Genomic DNA, 18,531 nt, shown 5'->3' on the forward strand with positions numbered 1-18,531 from the left:
GTACCGGCCGTCGAAGATCGGGTGTGGATCCAGATACAACCCCGCGACGTACACACAATCTGTCTCAATGTGAGACGTGAGTCACACGCAGAATGGTTAGATTTGCAGTCGTAAGATCCCGCAGAGCGACAACTCGACAAACGGAGATCCTTGGTGAGTGCACACAACCGGAGCACTTCCCCGGACCACACGTCCACCGGCAGCGCCCGTGGGTCCTTGCCCGCGCCCGGGTCCCTGTCCTTGCCCGGCTCGACCTCGCGGATTCTGGACGGTCGCCGTGTCCGCAACTGGCTGCGCGTGTCGTGGCTGCGGTCGAGAGAAGCCAACGTCGACATCGACCGGCCCAGCGCCGACTTCGTCGACCAGGTCCCCGCGGACACTGTGCTCACTCGCGCGGCCCGGCACGTCCTGGACGAGATGGCGGCCGAGATCGAGAACGAACCGGTGGCGCTGATCCTCACCGACGCCAACGGCACCGTGCTCCACCGCTACGCCGGCGACCGCAGCCTGGTCTCGGCGCTCGACCGCGTGGACCTCGCGCCCGGCTTCCGCTACGCGGAGTCGCAAGTGGGCACCAACGGTATCGGGACCGCACTCGAAGTGGGTGCGCCCCTGTTGATCCGCGGCGAGGAGCACTACAACGGACCGCTGAAGAAATTCTCCTGCGCAGGGGCTCTGGTGACACATCCCGTCACGGGGGCGGTTCTGGGTGTCGTCGATCTGACCACCCTGGCAGACAACACCAACGCGCTCCTGCTCTCGTTCGCCAAGCTCGCCGCCACGCGTATCAGAGAGCGCATCCTCGACGAAACCAACGAATTGGATCGAGCTCTCCTGCACGATTACCACATTGCGTGCAGGCATTCGGGTCGGCCGGTCATCGCCATCGGCGACGAGGTCCTGATGATGAATACCTCTACCCAGCAGAAATTCGACTCACGCGACCAGGCCGCCATCATCGACCGCACCCGCGACGCTCGCGGGCGTACCGAAGCGTTCACGACGCTCGCCGACCTGCCGAGCGGAATCACCGCTCGGCTCTCGTACCAGCCGATCTTTGTCGCCGACACCCTTGCCGGTGGGATCGTGCGCATCAAGGAACAGGTCGAGCGGGCCCGGGCCCTCGGCCGTGACCGGCTGCCCGCGCTGCAGTCCGTCGCCGGCTCGAGCGCACAGTGGAAGCACACGGTGCGCAGCATCGTCGATGTCTGCACTCGACGCGAATGGCTTGTGCTCGACGGTGAACCCGGCGTCGGCAAGACGACATTGCTCCGCGCGGCCCACGTCTCGGTGCGCGGCGGCCACGACGTGAGCGTGCTCGATGCGGCGGTGCTCACCGGAACCGAGCTGCTCGACCAGGTTTCGAACACCCTCGACGCCGGATCCGATCTGGTGGTGCTTCACGCACACGTGTTGAGCGACGGCGACCTCACCGTACTGAGCGAACTGCTGCATACCGTTCGTCTCGATTCGCCGTCGGACGAGCCATGGGTTGCGTTGACGACGCACGTGTCGCAGGGAGTTCCGGACACCCACCCGCTGCTGCGGTTGTTCCCGAAGACGATCAGCGTGCCACCGCTCCGGCACCACCTCGAGGACATCCCCGAACTGGTGCGGCATCTGCTCGACAGAGCCGGCGCCGCCGACCTCACGATGTCGACAGCCGCGTGCAATCAGCTGATGCGGTTGTCGTGGCGCGGAAACGTCGCACACCTGCGCAGCGTCCTCGACGAGGTCGGCCGTCACCGACGGTCCGGGGTGATCGAACCCCAGGACCTGCCGGCCGAGTGCCGCGCGACGACCCGCCGCACCCTCACCCAGCTCGAAGCGCTCGAGCGCGACGCCGTCGTCGACGCGCTTGCGCTGCACGACGGGGACAAGGCTGCAGCGGCGAAGGCGTTGGGGATGTCCCGGGCGACGATCTACCGCAAGATCCGCGAGTTCGGCATCGTGTTCTGAGTCCGGCCGCGCGATCAGCGCGCAACGAGCCCCGCGACGACCCGCTGGAGCATTCCGATATCGACGGGTGCGGTGTCGGCGACGAAAAGCCAGTCGGTCTTCGTCCAGGGATCGGCCAGATGACCGTCTCCGGTGGCCGGAAGGTGCTGTGCCGCATCGTGGAGTAGCCGGTAGGCGGGGTTGTCCACTACGGTGTCGGAGGTCCCGGTGATCACGATCGAAACATGCCGGGCCGCAGCGAATCGGGCGAGCTGCACCACGTGCAGCAGATCTTCACCGCTGTAGCCGTGCGGTACCCCGGCAAGTACGAGCACGCGCGGCTCGGGCGCACCGGTGTCCGTACCGGCGGACACGGCCAGATCAGTGAGGTCGGCGGCTTCGGCCAAACCCTTCAGCTTCGGCGCGACACCGGCGATCGCGTGTATCGGCGGCCCGGCCAGCATGGGCTTCGCGAGCGTGCTCAGTTCGACCAGTGCACCGGCCGGGTCGACGAGGTCGAGTCGGGTGCCGGGGCGCGCGCACAGCAGTCGCAGCACCAGGGCAGTGACGATTGCCGTCGCGGCGGTGTCTTCATCTTCGATCCACAGTGGCTGCTCCAGCGGCAGCGGTACGCACAGCGGTACCCGCAGCGGTCCGCGATCGGGGGCCCACAGCTCGCCGACGCGCACGCCGTCCGCCGGATTCGCCGCACGCTGCCACGCGACCGACTCCCACGACGCCATGGAGGCCGGGAGTACCGCATCGACCGCGTGTAGTTCCCCGGTCAGCGCGGCGCTGTCGCTGAGATGCCGGGCTTCGGCGGCCTCGACGAGATCATTGCAGCGTCGATGTGCTTGTGCACGAGCAGATTCCGCGCCGGGACCGATGCGGGACGCAGGGTCGGCGACGGCGGCGGACAACTCCTCGTCGAGTCGATGCTGCGCGTACTCGTGGGCAGCAACGTACGCCGCGGCCGACCGGGAGGCGTCTTCGAAGATCCGCCACATCAGTTCGCACGACGGCGCGAGCTCCGTTCCGGTCAGTGCGGGGGCGGCCGGTGTGGGTGCGGGCTCGTCGTCGAGGTCGACGCCGTGCGCGGTGAACAGCTCGGCCAGGCCACCCGCGTAGCCTTGCCCGAGCGCCCGGATCTTCCATATGTTGTTGTGGCGGTACAGTTCCCAGCACAGCAACGCGGTTTCTGCATGCCGGGGTGTCACGACGAACGTCGCAAGGACCGACCCGTCGGCGTCGGTGAGCGTGGTCGAGATCGGCACCGCTCGATCCGAACCGGCCCCGCACACCACCGTCGCGCCCGGCCGGACGGTGTCCAGCTCGACGACGACACAGTCACCGTCGAGCCGGACACCCTGCGTCCGAGTCTGATTGAAGAACACCACGTCGTCGGACGATCCGATCCGCCACCGTTTGTCCACGACCAGCGCACAGACATCCAACGGTGCCGAGGCGGTCGCGGTGAAACGGACCGTGTTCGTTGTCAGCGGAGCATTCTGCCCCGCCGAAAATTCTTTTGTCACAGGTTGTTACCCGAGGAACCGGCCCAGCTGCGGTGCCGCCTCACCCGGGTGCTTGGCCTGGATGCCCTCGCCGACCGCCTGCAGCTTCCATTCGCCACCCGCGCGGTAGACCTTCGCCATGACCATGCCGGTGAACGGCATGCCGCCCTGCAGGGTGTACCGGGCGAGCTCGCCGTCGGTGGTGCCGTCGACGAGCCGGCAGAAGGCGTTCTTCACCTGCTCGAACGTGTGGCCCTTGTACGAAGTGACGATGAACATCACCGTGTTCACGTGCGGAGGAATGCGCGTGAGGTCGACGAGCACGACCTCGTCGTCGCCCGCGCCCTCACCGGTGAGGTTGTCGCCCTGGTGCCGAACCGATCCGTCCTTCGACGTCAGCTGGCCGTAGTAGGCCACGTCGATGATGTTCTGATCGGCGAACAGCACTGCCGACGCGTCGAGGTCGATGTCGGCGGACCGGTTGCCGAACAGGCCTCGCTTCTCGATCGGATCCCAGCCGAGACCCATTCGCAGGAAGGTCAGTGCGACGCCGCCGTCCTTGCGCAGCGTCACCTTCTGTCCCTTGACGAGGCTGACGGGCCGATTCTTGGTGAGACTGACCTCGGGGGGTCCGGCGGGAGCGGCCGGCGGCGTTGCGACCGGTTGTGCGGGCGGAGTCGCGGGCCGGGGCGGCACAGGCTGCGCAATAGGGTTCGGTGGCACGGGCGGCTCGGCAGCCGGGACGGCGGCCGCGGCCGGCGCATCGTCCACCGACACACCGTGATCGGTCACGAGCGCGGCGAAACCGCCCGCGTATCCCTGCCCCACGGCACGCACCTTCCACGCGCCCTGTCGCCGGTACAGCTCGAGCGCGATCACGATGGATTCGCTGCTCAGTCCCTCGACCCGGTACTCGTAGAGCACATTGCCGCTCGTATCCGACACCCGAGCCGTGGGCGGTGCGAAGCGACCGAAGTTGCTCGACGCGTCGTCGAGAGTGATCACCGCGCGCACCTGCTCGATGTCCGCCGGCACTTCGTTCAGCGACACGGCCAGCGCGGCGGCCTGCCCCTGCGTGCCGGGCACGAGACGCACACCCGGGCCGGTGGGCTGGTTGAAGAACACGAAGTCGGCATCGGACCGTACTTTGCCGTCGGCCGTGACCAGCAGGGCCGACAGATCGGCGGGCGTGGTCAGTTCGAGCGAGACGACGACATCGGTGACGGTGACGGGGCCGTTCTGGCCCTTGGCGAGCGGAGTGGACAACGGAGAGTCCTCACTGTGTCGAGACCGGGTCGGTCGGGTACTGGCCTCTACTCTACGAACCTGCCGCTACGAGCCCACCGGGAGCCGCGCGGAGTCGGCGAACCACGCGAGGATCTCCTCGCCGGCGGCCACTCCCGCTTCCGCGGTCACGGTGACCGTCGGGTGCTGCCAGTCCAGCAGTTCCAGTTCGCCGTGGCGTGGGCGGATCGCGGCGTCGGCCGCCTTGAGCATCTCGGCGTCGAGCGCCCCGTCGCCTGCCGCGAACACCGGCGCATCCGGTGCGAGGAGACCCTCGTCGGACAGCCGGCGGTGCACCTCCGCGACCGCGCGGCTCTTGCACACGCAATCGGGCATCGTGTAGATCTTGCGGCCCTGCTGCGACGCGCCCCATCCGCGTTCGCGGCACCATGCGTGCCATTCGTCGAGGAAGCCGGCCGGTTGCGCGGCGACGTCGACGACGAGGTAGCAGAACAGGTCGTCGGCGATGCGGAACTTGTGGACCCAGTCTTCGGAAACTCGTCGGTGCAGTTCTGCTGTGATGTCGTCGAGGCTCGCTCCGCCGGCCCGCACCGCGGCATCGACGGCGCTGCGCCACCGCGTGTCGGGCTCTCCGTCGACGAGGATCGCGCCACCGTTGCTGGCGATCGCGTAGGGCCACGGGCCGCCCGGCAGGTCGATCCGGCGGAACTGGTCCGGCGTGCGGGTGGTGGTCGGCACGATCGTCAGGTCGGCGGCGAGCTCGCGCAACCGTCCCGCGGCAGCGTCGGTGACGTACGACAGCGGCGCGCCCTCGTAGTATTCGACGCACACGAGAGTGCTTGTGTCGAATTGATTTCCGACCATGGAGCCCCGGGAGTAGATCAGGGTGCGGTCGAGGTCGGTGGCGATCAGTGCGGTGCTCACGGTAGATCCTTGATCAGGCCCATGCAGGAATAGGCGAGGTCGGGAACTTCCTCGACGGGCACGTTCCGCGCCGCGGCCAGCATCCGGATGTGGGCGTGTTCGTCGGCGTGGACGTCGCGCACGAGTACCTTCCACGGCACGCGGCGCAGCAACACGCGCGTGGTTTCCCCGACGCCCGGCTTGACGAAGTTGACACTGGAAATGCCGTAGCGGAGGCGGATCTTCTCGACCGATTCCCACCCCGCCCACGTGGGGGTGCGGTCGGAGTCGCGGATGGCGTGGGCGCGTGCGGACGCCAGGTCCCGGCCGTCGAACTCGGCGGTCACGGTATCGAGGAGCGTGCCCGAGACGTCGTCGTCTGCCAGTTCGCCGTAGAACTTGGCGCCGTGGAACTCGCCGGGCGCGATGAGTTCGTCGTTGAGCACCGTGCGCGACACCAGGCCCGAGACGGTGGAGTTCAGGCACGCGGAGGCGATGAGGAAGTCGTCGCGTGTGCCGAAGGTGCGCACGCAGTGCCCCGGGTCGGCGAGCACCGCGAGGTCGTCGGAGAGCACCGGGCCTCCGGCGGCGGTGTACTCGGCGAGCGCCGCCGACAGTTCACGCGCGATGGCACCCTTTCCGGTCCACCCGTCGACGAACACGACCGTCCTCGGGTCGTGGTGGGTGGTGATGTAGTCGAGCGCGGCACTGTCGATTCCGCGTCCCCGGACGATCGAGACCGCGTAGTGCGGCAGGTCCAGGCCGTGATGGTGCTGCGCCCAGCGTCGGATGAGAATGCCGATCGGGGTACCGGCCCGCGCCAGCGACACGAGCGTGAGGTCGGTGCCGCGTTCGGCGAGCAGCAGCTCGGTGACGGTGCCGACGGCCTGCGCGAGCCGGGTCGAGGTGGAGGCGAGCGCCTTGTCGAACAGTTCCCGGTATGCGGCGTCGGGCTGATATTCGACCGGAAGGGATTCGGCGTAGTGCGCCAGACCCGATTGGATTCTGGCCTCGCGTGCGGCGATGTCGCCCTCGAGGTCGACATGGGAGAGGTCCTTGAGGAGCCAGGTCACCTCGTCGGGGGCGTACGACCCGAAGGTGGGTCCGGTCAGCGGCGTGGTCATGCTCGATCCTCTCTGGACTTGCGCAGTACAACCGGATCCGTGGAGGGCACGACCGCGACGAGGACGTCCTCGCCCGCGGCGGTGAGGACGTCGAGCACACCGCCTGGGGCACGCAACCGGTCGGTGTCGGCCGGACTGTCGATCACCAGGATCAGCTCGGGACGCACTGTGTTTTCCTCCGGCCACCGCGCGTTGTACAGGAAGCGGGGTGCCTCGTCTTCGAGGTCGGGAGCGACCTGTTCCGGTGCCGGGAAGGTGAATCCGCGCCGGAGGGGGTAGCCGGGAACATCGTGTACGTACGCCGGTGATCGGGTCGTGGTCTGGAACCGCGTCGGTGTTCCGCGGGAGGTGAGCGCGTTCGCGAGTCGCAACGGCAGATACATCAGCTCTTCGTGGCCGATCACGATCGCCGGCCGGGCGTGCTCGCGCGCGGCGGCTAGCACATCGGCAGCCGCCTCGATCGCGGTATCGAAGTCCGCGACATCGGTGCGCAGCACGCCGTGCCGGCCACCGTCCGGAACGTCCCCGGGCCAGGGCAGCGCCACAAAGCGTGACGTTCCACGCTGCACCGCAACGGGATTGAGGTTCGGTGCGGGGAGCGCGGTGACACGTGCGGTCAGGTCCGCGGGCGCGTCGGTCCGCCCGCTCGCCAGACTCACGTGGTCGATCCGGACCCCGAGTTCGGCGGCTGCGGCGTCGGTGAGCCGCCGGTGCTCGTCCGAGCGCATGTCCACGAGCGACGCGACGACGTAGTGCGCGCGGGGCTGTTGCCGATGCAGTGCCCGGATCGCGTCGATCGCGGTGGCGCCCGTGGAGATCTCGTCGTCCACGAGCACCAGCGGGGCGGTATTCGCGAACAGGGCGGGCGATGTCGGCTGCAGCAGGTGCGAGGTGGCGTGGGAGTGACCCTCTTCGAACCCGGCGAAGACGTCGGCGCCGGGTACGTGCCGCCGTGTGGAGTGCAGGTAACACGCGGCGGCGATGCTGTCGGCCACGCAGTGCCCGAGTCCTGTTGCGGTCTCCGCGAAGCCGAGCACCACGGCGCGGGTTGCGGCTGCGCCGAGAGAATCGGTGACGAGACCGCCGAGCCGAGTGCCCGCGGCCAGCACGACAGACGGGTCGGTGGGCAGGTGCTTGCCGAGCACCGTCGAGACCAGCAGGTGCGCGCGCCGCGGGTTGCGGCGCAGACCGGGCTCGATCAGCTCGGGTACCGCGTACCCCGTCGACGAGCTGTCGTGGTGCAGAGCCAGACCGAATTCCTGTGTGGCCCAGAAGGGCTGCAGAGCATTGGTCACCGGTCCACCAGTGCTGTCAGCAGGTCCACGAATGTGACTCCCTTGTTGGTGACGCCGAACACGGACGCGCGCAGCAGGGTTTGCTGCGCCCAGGTACGGTGCGGCCGGCGTTCGTTCATCTTGTTGCCGTAGCCGGAGGCCTGCACCCCGCCGGTGTCGGTATCGAGAATGTCGACGGCGTCGTGGAATTCCTCGTGCGTGACCGCGGACAGGGCATGTACGGCGGCGACGTGCGACGGATGAATGACGGTCTTGCCCTGGATGCCGTTGGCGCGGTCCAGCGCGATCTCGCGCAGCAGTCCGTCGAGGTCGCGGCTGACGAGCTGCTGCCGGAACAGCACCGCGTCGTGCTCGGCGAAGGGGGTGGCGCGCAGCATCGGCCGGAACATCCGTTCGTGGTCGGCGAAGTACTCCCACACCGGACCGGTGATGACGAACCCGGTGCCGTCCGTGCGGCCGAGATAGTTGACGATGTCGGCGATCACGTCGACGATCACCCGCACGTCGTAGATGGTCAGGTCGCGGTCGCGGCGGATACCGAACGCCCCGCACATGTCGGTGGCGCCGATCCGCACCGCCAGCACACGAGGCCGGTGCTCGGCGAGCAACTGCGAGATGGCCCGCAGTTCGTCGTCGCGGGTTTCCCGGTGCACCACCGAGGTGGATTCGATGACCGGCATCGCATACAGGGTCTTGCCGAGTCGCTCGGAGGCTCCGGAGACCGCGTCGAGGAATCCGCGACCGGAGTCGGCGGTGAACTTGGGCAGCACGAACCCGGTGAGCACCTGCACTCCGGCACCGAGCACGGACGCGATGCGGTCGATGCCGTCGGCCGTGCGGACGCGGATGAACAGCAACATGGGAGCGGCGCCACGGGCGGCGAGTTCGTCGAGGGTGGCGACCGCGTTGCGCAGGCCCTTCTCGACCTCGTCGTCGGCGACGGCGTCCTCGAGGTCGAGGACCATCGACATCACTCCTTCGCCGGCGCGGCGCATGATCGTCGCGGTCAGGTCGGAACGTGTCGCCGGTACGTACAGCGTGGCGCCCAGCGCGACGGCGAGCCGGTCGCGGTGGTCGGCGTCACCGAACGGTTGCGGAACGCGCAGGAACAGTCTGTTCAGCACGGACTGCTCCAGCTGGCAGAAGTGGCGCATCGTGCGCGCGTCGGTGAAGGTCGCCCCTGTCATCCGTCGTTTGACCGTCCTCTCATTCGTTGCACCACTCCGGCGATAAAACTCGATACTGCGTCCAGGTCCCGGACGTAGGCCCAATAGTCCGGGTGAACCCCGGTGAGCGCCTCGACGGCCCGCTCGATCCGCTCCAGCTGCGCGTCGAGGACCGAACCCCATTCTGCGGTCAGGCCACGCTGCACCGCGAGCTGCTGTGCATCACGCAAGCGGAACCGGACCTCGTCGACCTTGGCCCCAGGATTCTCTCGGACGGCGCGCAAAGTCGCTAGTCGATCAGTGACCGCATCGACCAGTTCTTCGGCCGCGGCGAGCTCTGCGCGTATCTCGGTGGCGAGCTCGAGCGCCGGCTCGGGCCGTGCATCGGCTACCGCCTGCCGTGCGTCGTCGAGCCGCTTCTCCGCGCGTTCGAGCAGGGCTGTGGCCTGCTGTTCGTTGCCCGACAGGTCCGCGGAGCTGGCGGCGTTGAACTCGCGCAGCAACGACGAGAACGCCGGCCGGAGACCCGCGGCGCGAGTGCGGACCGCATTCAGCCGGGTAGTGACCGAAGCCACGGTGTTGCGCGCTTCGGTCTGCCGTCCGGGCGCCCCGGCAAGCGCCGTGCGCAGGGCCTTCGTTGCGTCCTCCAGTCGGTGGGCTCCCGCGCGGACGGCGCCGGTGCCGTGCGCGGCGTCGAGCGCGCGCAGCGCGGCGTCGACCTCGTCGACGGCCGAGCGCACCGACGGGTACTGCGCGAACCCCGCGTGGTCGGGAGCCTGCAGGGCTTCGAGAGCGACCTGCGCGTCGGCCCGAACACGGTGTGCGAGCTGCGGTGCGGTCCGGGCGAGCGCGGTCGCGTGCTCGAGATACGCACGATTGTTCTCGTAGAATTCGTCGAGTGTTCTTGTCGCATCGGCGATCTGAAGAATAGCTTGCTCGTACGCCGCTGCCGGGGCGAGTTCCTGCTCGGGCTCGGTGTGCGCGAGCAGCAGGTAACCCTCGGCCGCGCGGTAGCACGTCTGCCGAATCGGTTCCCACTGTCGGAGCAGGTTTCGTTAGGGCATCAGCTCGTGCGATTCGGCGACACCCGCCTCGGCAACCGACTGGCGTCGATCCATGTCGAGGAACGCAGCCACCATCGAATCGTGCGCACGACGGGCCGCGGGATCTTCGGTGCGCTCGCCGCCGAAGAGGCGGCGCGTCCATCGGCTCGCCACAAGACCGAATGGTACTGGTCGCGGCGGCACCGTCGCCGGGGCGAGACCGGGCACAGTGGATGGGGGCGCAGTGCACGCTCACCTATTACTGTGGGGTGACACGCGCAAAACCGGGCGTACCCCTCGGTACGCCGACCGAACGACGATCGAAAGGACCCCGCATGGGCGTCAGCTTGACCAAGGGCGGAAACGTTTCCCTCACGAAGGAAGCGCCGAACCTGACCGCCGTCGCCGTCGGCCTCGGCTGGGACGTGCGCACCACCACCGGCACCGACTTCGACCTCGACGCCAGCGCGATCGCGACCGGCGCCGACAAGAAGGTCGTTTCCGACCAGCATTTCGTCTTCTTCAACAATACGAAGTCGCCCGACGGCTCCATCGAGCACGCCGGCGACAACCGCACCGGTGAGGGCGAAGGCGACGACGAGGTCATCAACGTCGACCTGGCCGCCGTCCCGGCCAACATCGATTCCATCTTCTTCCCCGTGTCGATCTACGAGGGCGAGACCCGCAGCCAGTCGTTCGGCCAGGTCCGCAACGCATACATCCGCGTCGTCGACCGCGCCAACGGCACCGAGCTGGCCCGCTACGACCTGAGCGAGGATGCCTCGACCGAGACCGCCATGGTCTTCGGCGAGCTCTACCGCAACGGCGCGGAGTGGAAGTTCCGTGCGATCGGTCAGGGCTACGCGTCCGGTCTGGCGGGCATCGCCCGCGACTACGGCGTCAACGTCTAGCACCGCCGAGATCCGGTCCCGGCCCTCGCGCCGGGACCGGATCCTCAGCATTTTCGAATTGCAGTAACCACCCTGCATCGCCCTGACTCCGAGAAGAAAGGCCACGCTTCGTGGTTCTGCGAATATTCGGTGCGTCCTTCGCCGTCACCGTCGTTTCTCTGGTGGTCGCCTTCCTGTATGGCGGCCCGGAGGCCCTGCTCCTGTGCGTAATCCTCGGCATCCTCGAGGTGTCGCTCTCGTTCGACAACGCGGTCATCAACGCGACCGTGCTGCAGCGGATGAGCGACTTCTGGCAGAAGATCTTCCTCACCGTCGGCATCCTCATCGCCGTCTTCGGCATGCGCCTCGTGTTCCCGCTCGCCATCGTGTGGATCGCGTCGGGTCTCGGCCCGATTGCCGCGCTCGACCTGGCGCTCAACCCGCCGCCGGACGGCGCGGCGTACTTCCCCAACGGCGATCCGAGCTACGAAACGCTGATCACCGACGCTCACCCGCAGATCGCCGGGTTCGGCGGTATGTTCCTGCTGATGCTGTTCCTGCACTTCATCCTGGAAGAGCGCGAGATCAAGTGGCTGCAGTGGCTCGAACGTCCGCTGGCGAAGGCCGGGAAGCTCGACCAGCTCGAGGTCGTCATTGCGATCGCTCTGCTCCTCATCACGGCCACGGTCATCGCACCCGACGACGAGGTGTCGACCGTGATGATCGCCGGTGCCCTCGGCATGATCACCTACATCGCCGTCAACGGTCTCGGCGAGATGTTCCACATCCCCGAGGAGGGCGAGGAGCCCAGCGGTGGGCCTTCGGGTCTCGCCAAGGCCACGGGTAAGGCCGGCTTCTTCCTGTTCCTCTACCTCGAAGTGCTCGACGCATCGTTCTCGTTCGACGGTGTCATCGGCGCGTTCGCGATCACGTCCGATCCGATCATCATCGCCTTGGGCCTCGGCTTCATCGGCGCCATGTTCGTCCGTTCGCTGACCATTTTCCTGGTCCGGAAGGGCACGCTCAACGAGTACGTCTATCTCGAGCACGGCGCGCACTGGGCAATCGGAGCGCTCGCGCTGATCCTGCTGTACTCGATCGGCACACACGTTCCCGAGCTCATCACCGGCCTGGTCGGCATCGTCCTGATCGGTGCGGCGTTCGCCTCGAGCGTCTACCGCAACCGCAAGCAAAGCGCGGCGGAAGTGTCCGTCTGACAGACGGGAATCGATGGGAGCCTTCGACCTGTATCGGGCCGGCGGCTCCCATCGTCGTATCCGCCCGTCGTTCCTACCGAAAGGACCACCATGGCCATCGATTACAACAAGAAGCCCGAGCAGAATTCGGGCGGCGTCAACCTGAGCAAGATCAGCCTCACCAAGGAATCACCCAGCGTCAGTCTCAGCAAGGGCGGCTCCGGTCAGGGCGTCACCCGCGTCAACCTCAACTGGTCGCGCGGACAGCAGAAGAAGGGTTTCCTCGCCAAGCTCGCGGGTGCGGCCGGGGGCGTCGACCTCGACCTGGGGTGCCTGTTCGAACTCGCCGACGGCTCGAAGGGCGTCATCCAGGCGCTCGGTAACAGCTTCGGAGCCCTGAACACACCGCCGTACATCCACCTCGACGGTGACGATCGCACCGGCTCCGCCCAGGGCGGCGAGAACATGCACATCAACCTCGAGCGCCCCGAGTTGATCAAGCGGGTCCTGATCTTCGCGATGATCTACGAGGGTGCCGCGAACTGGGCCGAGGTCGACGGCGTCGTCACCCTCACCCCGCCGTCGGGACCGCAGATCGAGGTGCGGCTCGACTCGCCCAACAGCGGCGCACGCATCTGCGCCATCGCGATGCTGAAGAACACCGGGCAGGGCATCACCGTCGAGCGTCTCGTCGAATACATCAACGGCAGCCAGTCCGATCTCGACAAGGCCTACGGATGGGGCATGCAGTGGCAGGCCGGACGCAAGTAGAACGGCCGTAGTCAGACGGTTCCCTCCCGGAGGAGCGCCTCGGCATCCGCGAACGCGCGAGCACGCCGGACCACGGTCGGTGGACCGGGCGGGTTGCCGTCCCACACGTGATAGAGCGTGCTCAGGCTGAGCACGATCCGCTCGGGGGCATGCCAGTCCCGGAACCGTACGAACTCGGCGCTGCGCACGAGCGCGCGCGCAGCGTCGAGGGGCCGGGTTCCCCGCGCATGATGGGGTCGGGCCGCGGCGTCGAGCCACATCCAGTAGTCGCGCACCTCTCGGATTTCGGCCGACCCGCACATCGGACCGTGCCCGGGCACGTACACGTCGGCGTCGAGGGCGAGGAGCCGATCGAGTGCGTCCGTCCAGTTCTCGAGCGGACCGTGCCACAGGACCGGTGTCGACCCGACGAACAGCAGATCGCCCGAGAACACGACACCGGCGTCGGGCACATGGACGATCACGTCGCCGGCCGTGTGCGCCGGACCGAGTCGTTCCAGATCGACCGGGCGGCCGCCGACGACGAGCCGTTCGGTGGTGTCGAAGGTGTGGTCGGGCATCCGCGGCAGGCGACGCGGGAACCGTGCATCGCCCGGGATCCGGGCCATGTAGGCGCCGGTTCTGCCGATCGGACCGGGAACCCGGCCCAGCAGTTGACCCGCGGTGGCGAGCACCGTCAGGGCCGCAGGTGGCAGATCTTCGCGCATACCCTGGCGCGCGGCAGCGCTCGTGGTGATGCGCGCGGTCGCCGGAAGCGTGTCGTTGCCCCACCAGTGATCGCCGTCGGAATGCGTGTTGACCGCCTCGGTGATCGGCGCCCGGGACACCAGAGGTTGCTGAACCTGCGCGACGCGTCGCGCCCAGGCGACGTCCCACATCGTGTCCACGACGAGCGACGCGGAACCCGGTGCGACGACGAGCCCGGTGTTGGCTTCGCGCCATCCACCGCGGGGGCGCAGAAAAGCCCAGACGTCGTCCCCGATGCGGGTCAGGCCCTGAGCCGGTGTCTGTGCCATGTCGTCCCCTCATCGATCACGGGTGCGTGTCGAGCGTAGCGAAGGCAGCGCTCGACCGGCAGACGCGTCGGATCTCGAGCTGCACGGTTTCCCGATGTCCGATACCCGAATTATTGCCCGCTCCTCGTAACGTGCTTGTGATCGGCATCGATCTCACTGTCGTGATAACAAGCCCGTCGGCGGTCGGAATGAAGACGATAGTGCGGGCCGGGATCGTCGCCGGCGTGGCAGCTGCATCCATGGTGTGGCCGGTGTCCGCGATGAGCGACCCGGGCGGCGAGCAGGGAATTCGGTATGTCGCACTGGGTGATTCGCGTGCGGCCGGACCCTACCTCGATGCGGCAGCCATGGTGGGAGGATGCGCCCGCGCCGACGCAGGATATCCGAACATCGTCGCGGGTTCGCTCCGCGCGGTGGCGTTCGTCAATGTTGCCTGCACCGGTGCGCGCGCAGAACATGTGACGTCCGTTCCGCAGCACACGCCGACGGGCTCGGTCCCTCCGCAGATCGACTCCGTCATGCCGGACGCCGACCTGATCACTCTCAGCATCGGAGGCAACGACCTCGGATGGTCCGGCCTCGTCTCTCGGTGCTACACCGAGCTCCCCGGCGAGGACGCACACTGCCGCACCGATCCGGATACGACGCCGCGCATGAATGCCGCACTGGATGCGCTCGGGCCGAAGATCACCGCGACGCTCACCGCCATCGCGCAACGCGCCCCGCGCGCACGGGTCCTGCTCGTCGGGCACGGTGGTATCTACGACAACAGGGGTTGCTGGCCCAACATCCCTACCAGCGACGCCGACGCAGCGTTTGTCACCGACTTCTTCTCCCGGATGAACCGTGTCCTGGCCGACTCCGCCGCGACGGCAGGAGCAGAGTTCGTCGACGTCACGGTCGGTGCTCGAGGACACGATGCGTGTGCGCCGTCCGAACAGCGCTGGTACGAGGGGCGCCAGTCGCTCTCGCTGGCGAAAGCGCTGCACCCCACCGCTGCGGGCATGCGGCACATGGCGCAGCGGGTGGTGGAGACGGTCAGGCGCACAGCAGGATAGGCCCTGCGCATTTCGGTCGAGGCCGAATTCGGTGGGCGTCAGAGCATCAGACGCTCCGCTCGGAGAGCTGCTCGGTGGAGACTGCGGCGCTGGGGTGTTCTGTGCGTGCCACAGCATTCGACGGATGTCGGCCGCCTCTGGGGAAGCCGACAATTCCCGGACGTAGGGCTTCCATGCGAAGACCTGCCATTGCGGCTTTCAGCCCGAGATCCTTGACTGCCGCAGCGATCCGGCCGGCATGTACCTGATCCTTCGGGGTGTCGTCTCGCTCGTGGAATTGGATGACACTCGAGCGTCGCCCCAGGCTTACACCGACGCCGTTGAACCCGAAGTCGAGATCGGCGGGTTCGTCACCGGCGATGCGGCTGAGAACCGTGTCGGCCGCTGCGAGGCCCAACGGAAGGGCGGACTGGCATGCCATCCGCACCGGATCCCCGGACGGCGCCGCGCAATCACCGGCGGCGATCACACGGTCGTCGTCGATGCTGGTCAGCGTTTCGTCGGTGAGGAGCCGGCCGAGTGTATCCGTGCTGAACCCACTCGACCGAGCGAGTTCGGGCACGCCGAATCCGGCAGTCCAGACGGTGATCGCACTTTCGAGGACGGTGCCGTCGTCGAGTGCGAGACCGTCCGGTCCGACCCGAGTGACCCGCGCGTTCTCGAGAATCTCGACCTGCAGGGACGACAACCGTTCGTGCGTTGCGCGGCGCGCTCTTTCGGTGAGCGTCGGTCCGGCAGCACCGCTGCACACCAGGCGGACCCGACGCCCTTGTTCGGCCAGTTCACCGGCTGTTTCGAGGCCGGTGAACCCACCACCGACGACTGTGATCATGGCGTCGGCATCGAGGTTGCTCAGCGCGTACTTCAGACGCTCGGCGTGTTCGAATTCCGCTACCGGGAACGCGAATTCCTCGACGCCGGGCACTGTGAACCGTCTCGTGGCGGTGCTTCCGACGGCATAGATCAGATAGTCGTACTCGACTGTTCCGCCGGATTCGAGATGGACGGTGCGAGTATCCGGTTCGATGCGGGTCGCGGTATCGACCAGCAGTTCGGCTCCTTTCCCGAGAAGTTTGCGATAGTCACCGGATGCATGGTGGTTTCCGACCGCGTACTGGTGGAGACGGGTCCGCTGGACGAAGTGCGGTCGAGGATTGATCACGGTGACCGCAGCCCTCCTGCTCAGGCGATTGGCTGCGACGGTTCCGGCGTATCCACCGCCGATGACGATGACACGGGTGCGTGGGTGCGACATGATTTCTCCGATCCGTTCGTGGCTCTGTCGAGAGCCCTCGTAATCGAAGACAACGCAGCCACAGTGTTTGTGACATCCGCAGGAAATCAGGCTCGAAGTCTCACGGTCGCTGCAGGTCGCGGAGCTGCTGTGCGAGCGCGCGCACATCCGCTACTCGTCCCAGGTGGGCGAGTTTGTCAGGGTTGACCACGACTCGGATCGTGCCGATCTTTCCGTCGACCACGTCGAACGTCATGATCTGCACGAGGGCGCCGCTGTCGTCCCGCGCGATCAAGCCGGGGTGCCGGTTGACGTCGTGAGGTTCGAGCACCATACCGAGCCGAACCATGGGCGACACGTACGAGGCGAGCAATCGCATCACCTTCTCGTTGCCGAGCACAATCTTTCGTATCGCGGGCGTCTTACCGCCACCGTCGGCGACAAGCTGCACGTCGGCAGCCAGCAATTCGCGCAGGCCGTCGACGTTGCCGTCCTGGAAGGCGGTGAGGAACCGTGCGGTGAGCTGTTCGTGCGTATGCGGATCGGTGTCGAACCGAGCCGAGCCTCGGTCGACGTGGCGACGTGCCCGCACGGCGAGCTGTCGGCACGCCGCTTCCGACCGGTCGACGATCTCGGCGATCTCCGCGAACCCGAAACCGAATGCCTCGCGCAGCACGAAGACGGCTCGCTCGAGCGGGCTGAGTCGCTCGAGTAGCACGAGCGCCGCCATCGAAACCGATTCGGTCAACTCTGCCGAGCGCGCCGGATCGTCGTACGGCTCATCGAGTATCGGTTCCGGCAGCCACTCACCCACGTACTGTTCGCGCCGCGCGCGCGCGGATTCGAGGACGTTGATCGACACTCTGGTGACAACAGTGGACAGGAACGCCTTGGGTGAATCCGGCCGTGCGCCGGAGGTTTCGTACCGCACCCAGGTTTCCTGGACCGCGTCCTCGGCTTCGGTCGCGCTCCCGAGGATTCGGTAGGCGATCGCGAACAACAGCGGGCGCAGGTTCTCGAACTCTTCGACACCGGTCACGTCTGCCCCTCCCGAAGACCCGTCCTTCGATGACAGCACTCCACCCGGGGTCGACGCAATGAGGATCGATGGAGTTCTCGAAAGAGCACGCCCTGCGGGCGGCTGCGCTCGACCGATCGGAGACCCTCCGGTAGCCCCACGTCGCGGAGGACGTGCGGCTGGTACTGGACCCGGTCGTTCGGCGCCACCTTCGGGTCAGGACGGACGTGGCTCCAGCGCAGCGAGGGGGCGAAACGCTTCGACGGCGGCTCGGTCCGGGCCGGTGCCGGTGTCGTCGGTGAAGACTTCCAGCGACAGCGGTCCGGTGTAACCGGCGCCGCGCACCGCCGCGGTCAGTGCGGTCAGGTCGAAAGTGCCTGCCCCCGGGAGCTTCCGGTGGTGGCGGCTCCATTGCTTCGGCGGCAGGTCGAGGTAGTCGGCGTCGGCGATCTGGTACAGGAAGATCTTGTCGCCCGGGACGTCCGCGATGCCGGAGATGTCGCTGCCGGTGGCGTAGATGTGGAAACTGTCGAGGCACACGCCCAGTGCCGGGTGGTCGACGCTCCGGACGATCTCCCACGATTGTTGCCAGGTGTTGACGTACCGGCCCCACGCGAGCGCTTCGTACGCGATGCGCATGCCGCGTGCGGCCGCCTCGACGGCGGCTGTGTGCAGTTGTTCGACGGCGAGGCCGACATCGTCGATCGTGTGCGGTGACTCCGAGGAGCACATCAGCAACAGGTCGCAATCGAGCTCGGACATGAGGTCGAAAGCACGGTCCAGGCGCCGCATGTTCGTGGCGTGCAGCTCCAGGGGAAGTGCCTCGAAGTCGTGGAATGGTTGGTGTGCAACGATCTTCAGTCCGAGGTCGGTGCAGTGCTTGTGAACTTCTGCGGGGCTGAGCCCGGATGCTGCCCGATCGGGTTCGAAGAGCTCGATACCGTCGAAGCCCGCGTGGGCAGCGGCGGCAAGCCGCTCCTCGAGGGGGCCGGTGAGGCACACGGTCGCGAGAGACAGGTCGGTCGGCGCATCGGGCATGCGCATGAGTGTGGCAGCTGCGGAGCCTCACGACCACGCATCCGGGCCCCTGCCCAGTTTCGATCCCGGACGTGCCGGGTAG

At 67.4% G+C, this 18,531-nt stretch carries 15 protein-coding genes and 1 pseudogene; 5 read left to right on the forward strand and 11 right to left on the reverse strand.

Annotated elements, in window-relative coordinates; translation table 11 throughout:
- The first annotated feature begins 153 nt into the window (after positions 1-153).
- Positions 154-1,959: a sigma-54-dependent Fis family transcriptional regulator gene (locus Q8814_RS00245; RefSeq protein WP_408015785.1), complete on the forward strand. Its 1,806-nt coding sequence runs from the start codon at positions 154-156 to the stop codon at positions 1,957-1,959.
- 14 nt (positions 1,960-1,973) lie between these two features.
- Here Q8814_RS00245 and Q8814_RS00250 read toward each other — a convergent pair whose 3' ends face one another.
- The 7 genes and pseudogenes from Q8814_RS00250 to Q8814_RS00280 form a co-directional block, all read right to left on the reverse strand.
- Positions 1,974-3,473 (reverse strand): TerD family protein, encoded by a 1,500-nt coding sequence (locus tag Q8814_RS00250; protein ID WP_330149983.1) that lies wholly within the window; start codon positions 3,471-3,473, stop codon positions 1,974-1,976.
- A gap of 6 nt (positions 3,474-3,479) precedes the next feature.
- Positions 3,480-4,718 carry a TerD family protein gene (locus Q8814_RS00255; RefSeq protein WP_330149984.1) on the reverse strand — a complete coding sequence of 413 codons (1,239 nt, stop codon included), beginning with the start codon at positions 4,716-4,718 and terminating at the stop codon, positions 3,480-3,482.
- Positions 4,719-4,784: 66 nt separating this feature from the next.
- Positions 4,785-5,561: an HAD family hydrolase gene (locus Q8814_RS00260; protein ID WP_330150055.1), complete on the reverse strand. Its 777-nt coding sequence runs from the start codon at positions 5,559-5,561 to the stop codon at positions 4,785-4,787.
- Between the two features lie 56 nt (positions 5,562-5,617).
- Positions 5,618-6,724 (reverse strand): cysteine protease StiP family protein, encoded by a 1,107-nt coding sequence (locus Q8814_RS00265; protein WP_330149985.1) that lies wholly within the window; start codon positions 6,722-6,724, stop codon positions 5,618-5,620.
- The gene (locus Q8814_RS00270; protein WP_330149986.1) at positions 6,721-8,019 is read right to left on the reverse strand and encodes a phosphoribosyltransferase family protein; all 1,299 of its coding nucleotides are present in this window, start codon (positions 8,017-8,019) and stop codon (positions 6,721-6,723) included. Before Q8814_RS00270 ends, Q8814_RS00265 begins: the two co-directional genes overlap by 4 nt.
- Positions 8,016-9,173: an HpcH/HpaI aldolase/citrate lyase family protein gene (locus Q8814_RS00275; protein ID WP_330150056.1), complete on the reverse strand. Its 1,158-nt coding sequence runs from the start codon at positions 9,171-9,173 to the stop codon at positions 8,016-8,018. The genes Q8814_RS00270 and Q8814_RS00275 overlap by 4 nt, the downstream gene beginning before the upstream one ends.
- A gap of 29 nt (positions 9,174-9,202) precedes the next feature.
- Positions 9,203-10,324, reverse strand: a pseudogene (locus tag Q8814_RS00280) (hypothetical protein).
- Positions 10,325-10,563: 239 nt separating this feature from the next.
- Between Q8814_RS00280 and Q8814_RS00285 the strand changes: the two are divergent.
- The 3 genes from Q8814_RS00285 (at position 10,564) to Q8814_RS00295 (ending at position 13,085) form a co-directional block, all read left to right on the forward strand.
- On the forward strand, positions 10,564-11,139 hold the full coding sequence (locus tag Q8814_RS00285) for a TerD family protein (protein ID WP_330149987.1): 576 nt from the start codon (positions 10,564-10,566) through the stop codon (positions 11,137-11,139).
- A 110-nt stretch (positions 11,140-11,249) separates the two neighbouring features.
- Complete coding sequence (locus Q8814_RS00290) at positions 11,250-12,335, forward strand: DUF475 domain-containing protein (RefSeq protein WP_330149988.1); 1,086 nt, start codon at positions 11,250-11,252, stop codon at positions 12,333-12,335.
- Positions 12,336-12,425: 90 nt separating this feature from the next.
- Positions 12,426-13,085, forward strand: coding sequence for a TerD family protein (locus Q8814_RS00295; protein WP_330149989.1), 660 nt, complete (start codon positions 12,426-12,428; stop codon positions 13,083-13,085).
- Positions 13,086-13,096: 11 nt separating this feature from the next.
- On the opposite strand, the gene Q8814_RS00300 is transcribed toward Q8814_RS00295, so the two are convergent.
- Complete coding sequence (locus Q8814_RS00300) at positions 13,097-14,101, reverse strand: MBL fold metallo-hydrolase (RefSeq protein WP_330149990.1); 1,005 nt, start codon at positions 14,099-14,101, stop codon at positions 13,097-13,099.
- Between the two features lie 188 nt (positions 14,102-14,289).
- Between Q8814_RS00300 and Q8814_RS00305 the strand changes: the two genes are divergently transcribed.
- Positions 14,290-15,159: an SGNH/GDSL hydrolase family protein gene (locus tag Q8814_RS00305; RefSeq protein ID WP_408015786.1), complete on the forward strand. Its 870-nt coding sequence runs from the start codon at positions 14,290-14,292 to the stop codon at positions 15,157-15,159.
- 46 nt (positions 15,160-15,205) lie between these two features.
- Here the strand turns inward: Q8814_RS00305 and Q8814_RS00310 are convergent, their stop codons facing one another.
- The 3 genes from Q8814_RS00310 to Q8814_RS00320 all read right to left on the reverse strand — a co-directional run bounded on the left by Q8814_RS00310 (position 15,206) and on the right by Q8814_RS00320 (position 18,449).
- Positions 15,206-16,414 carry an NAD(P)/FAD-dependent oxidoreductase gene (locus Q8814_RS00310; protein WP_330149992.1) on the reverse strand — a complete coding sequence of 403 codons (1,209 nt, stop codon included), beginning with the start codon at positions 16,412-16,414 and terminating at the stop codon, positions 15,206-15,208.
- 100 nt (positions 16,415-16,514) lie between these two features.
- A complete protein-coding gene (locus Q8814_RS00315) occupies positions 16,515-17,432 on the reverse strand; it encodes an RNA polymerase sigma-70 factor (protein WP_330149993.1) in 918 nt (305 codons plus the stop codon).
- 195 nt (positions 17,433-17,627) lie between these two features.
- Positions 17,628-18,449: a sugar phosphate isomerase/epimerase family protein gene (locus Q8814_RS00320; RefSeq protein ID WP_330149994.1), complete on the reverse strand. Its 822-nt coding sequence runs from the start codon at positions 18,447-18,449 to the stop codon at positions 17,628-17,630.
- Between the last annotated feature and the right edge of the window lie 82 nt (positions 18,450-18,531).

This window comes from Rhodococcus chondri, assembly GCF_036327435.1.
Taxonomy (GTDB): Bacteria; Actinomycetota; Actinomycetes; order Mycobacteriales; family Mycobacteriaceae; genus Rhodococcus; species Rhodococcus chondri.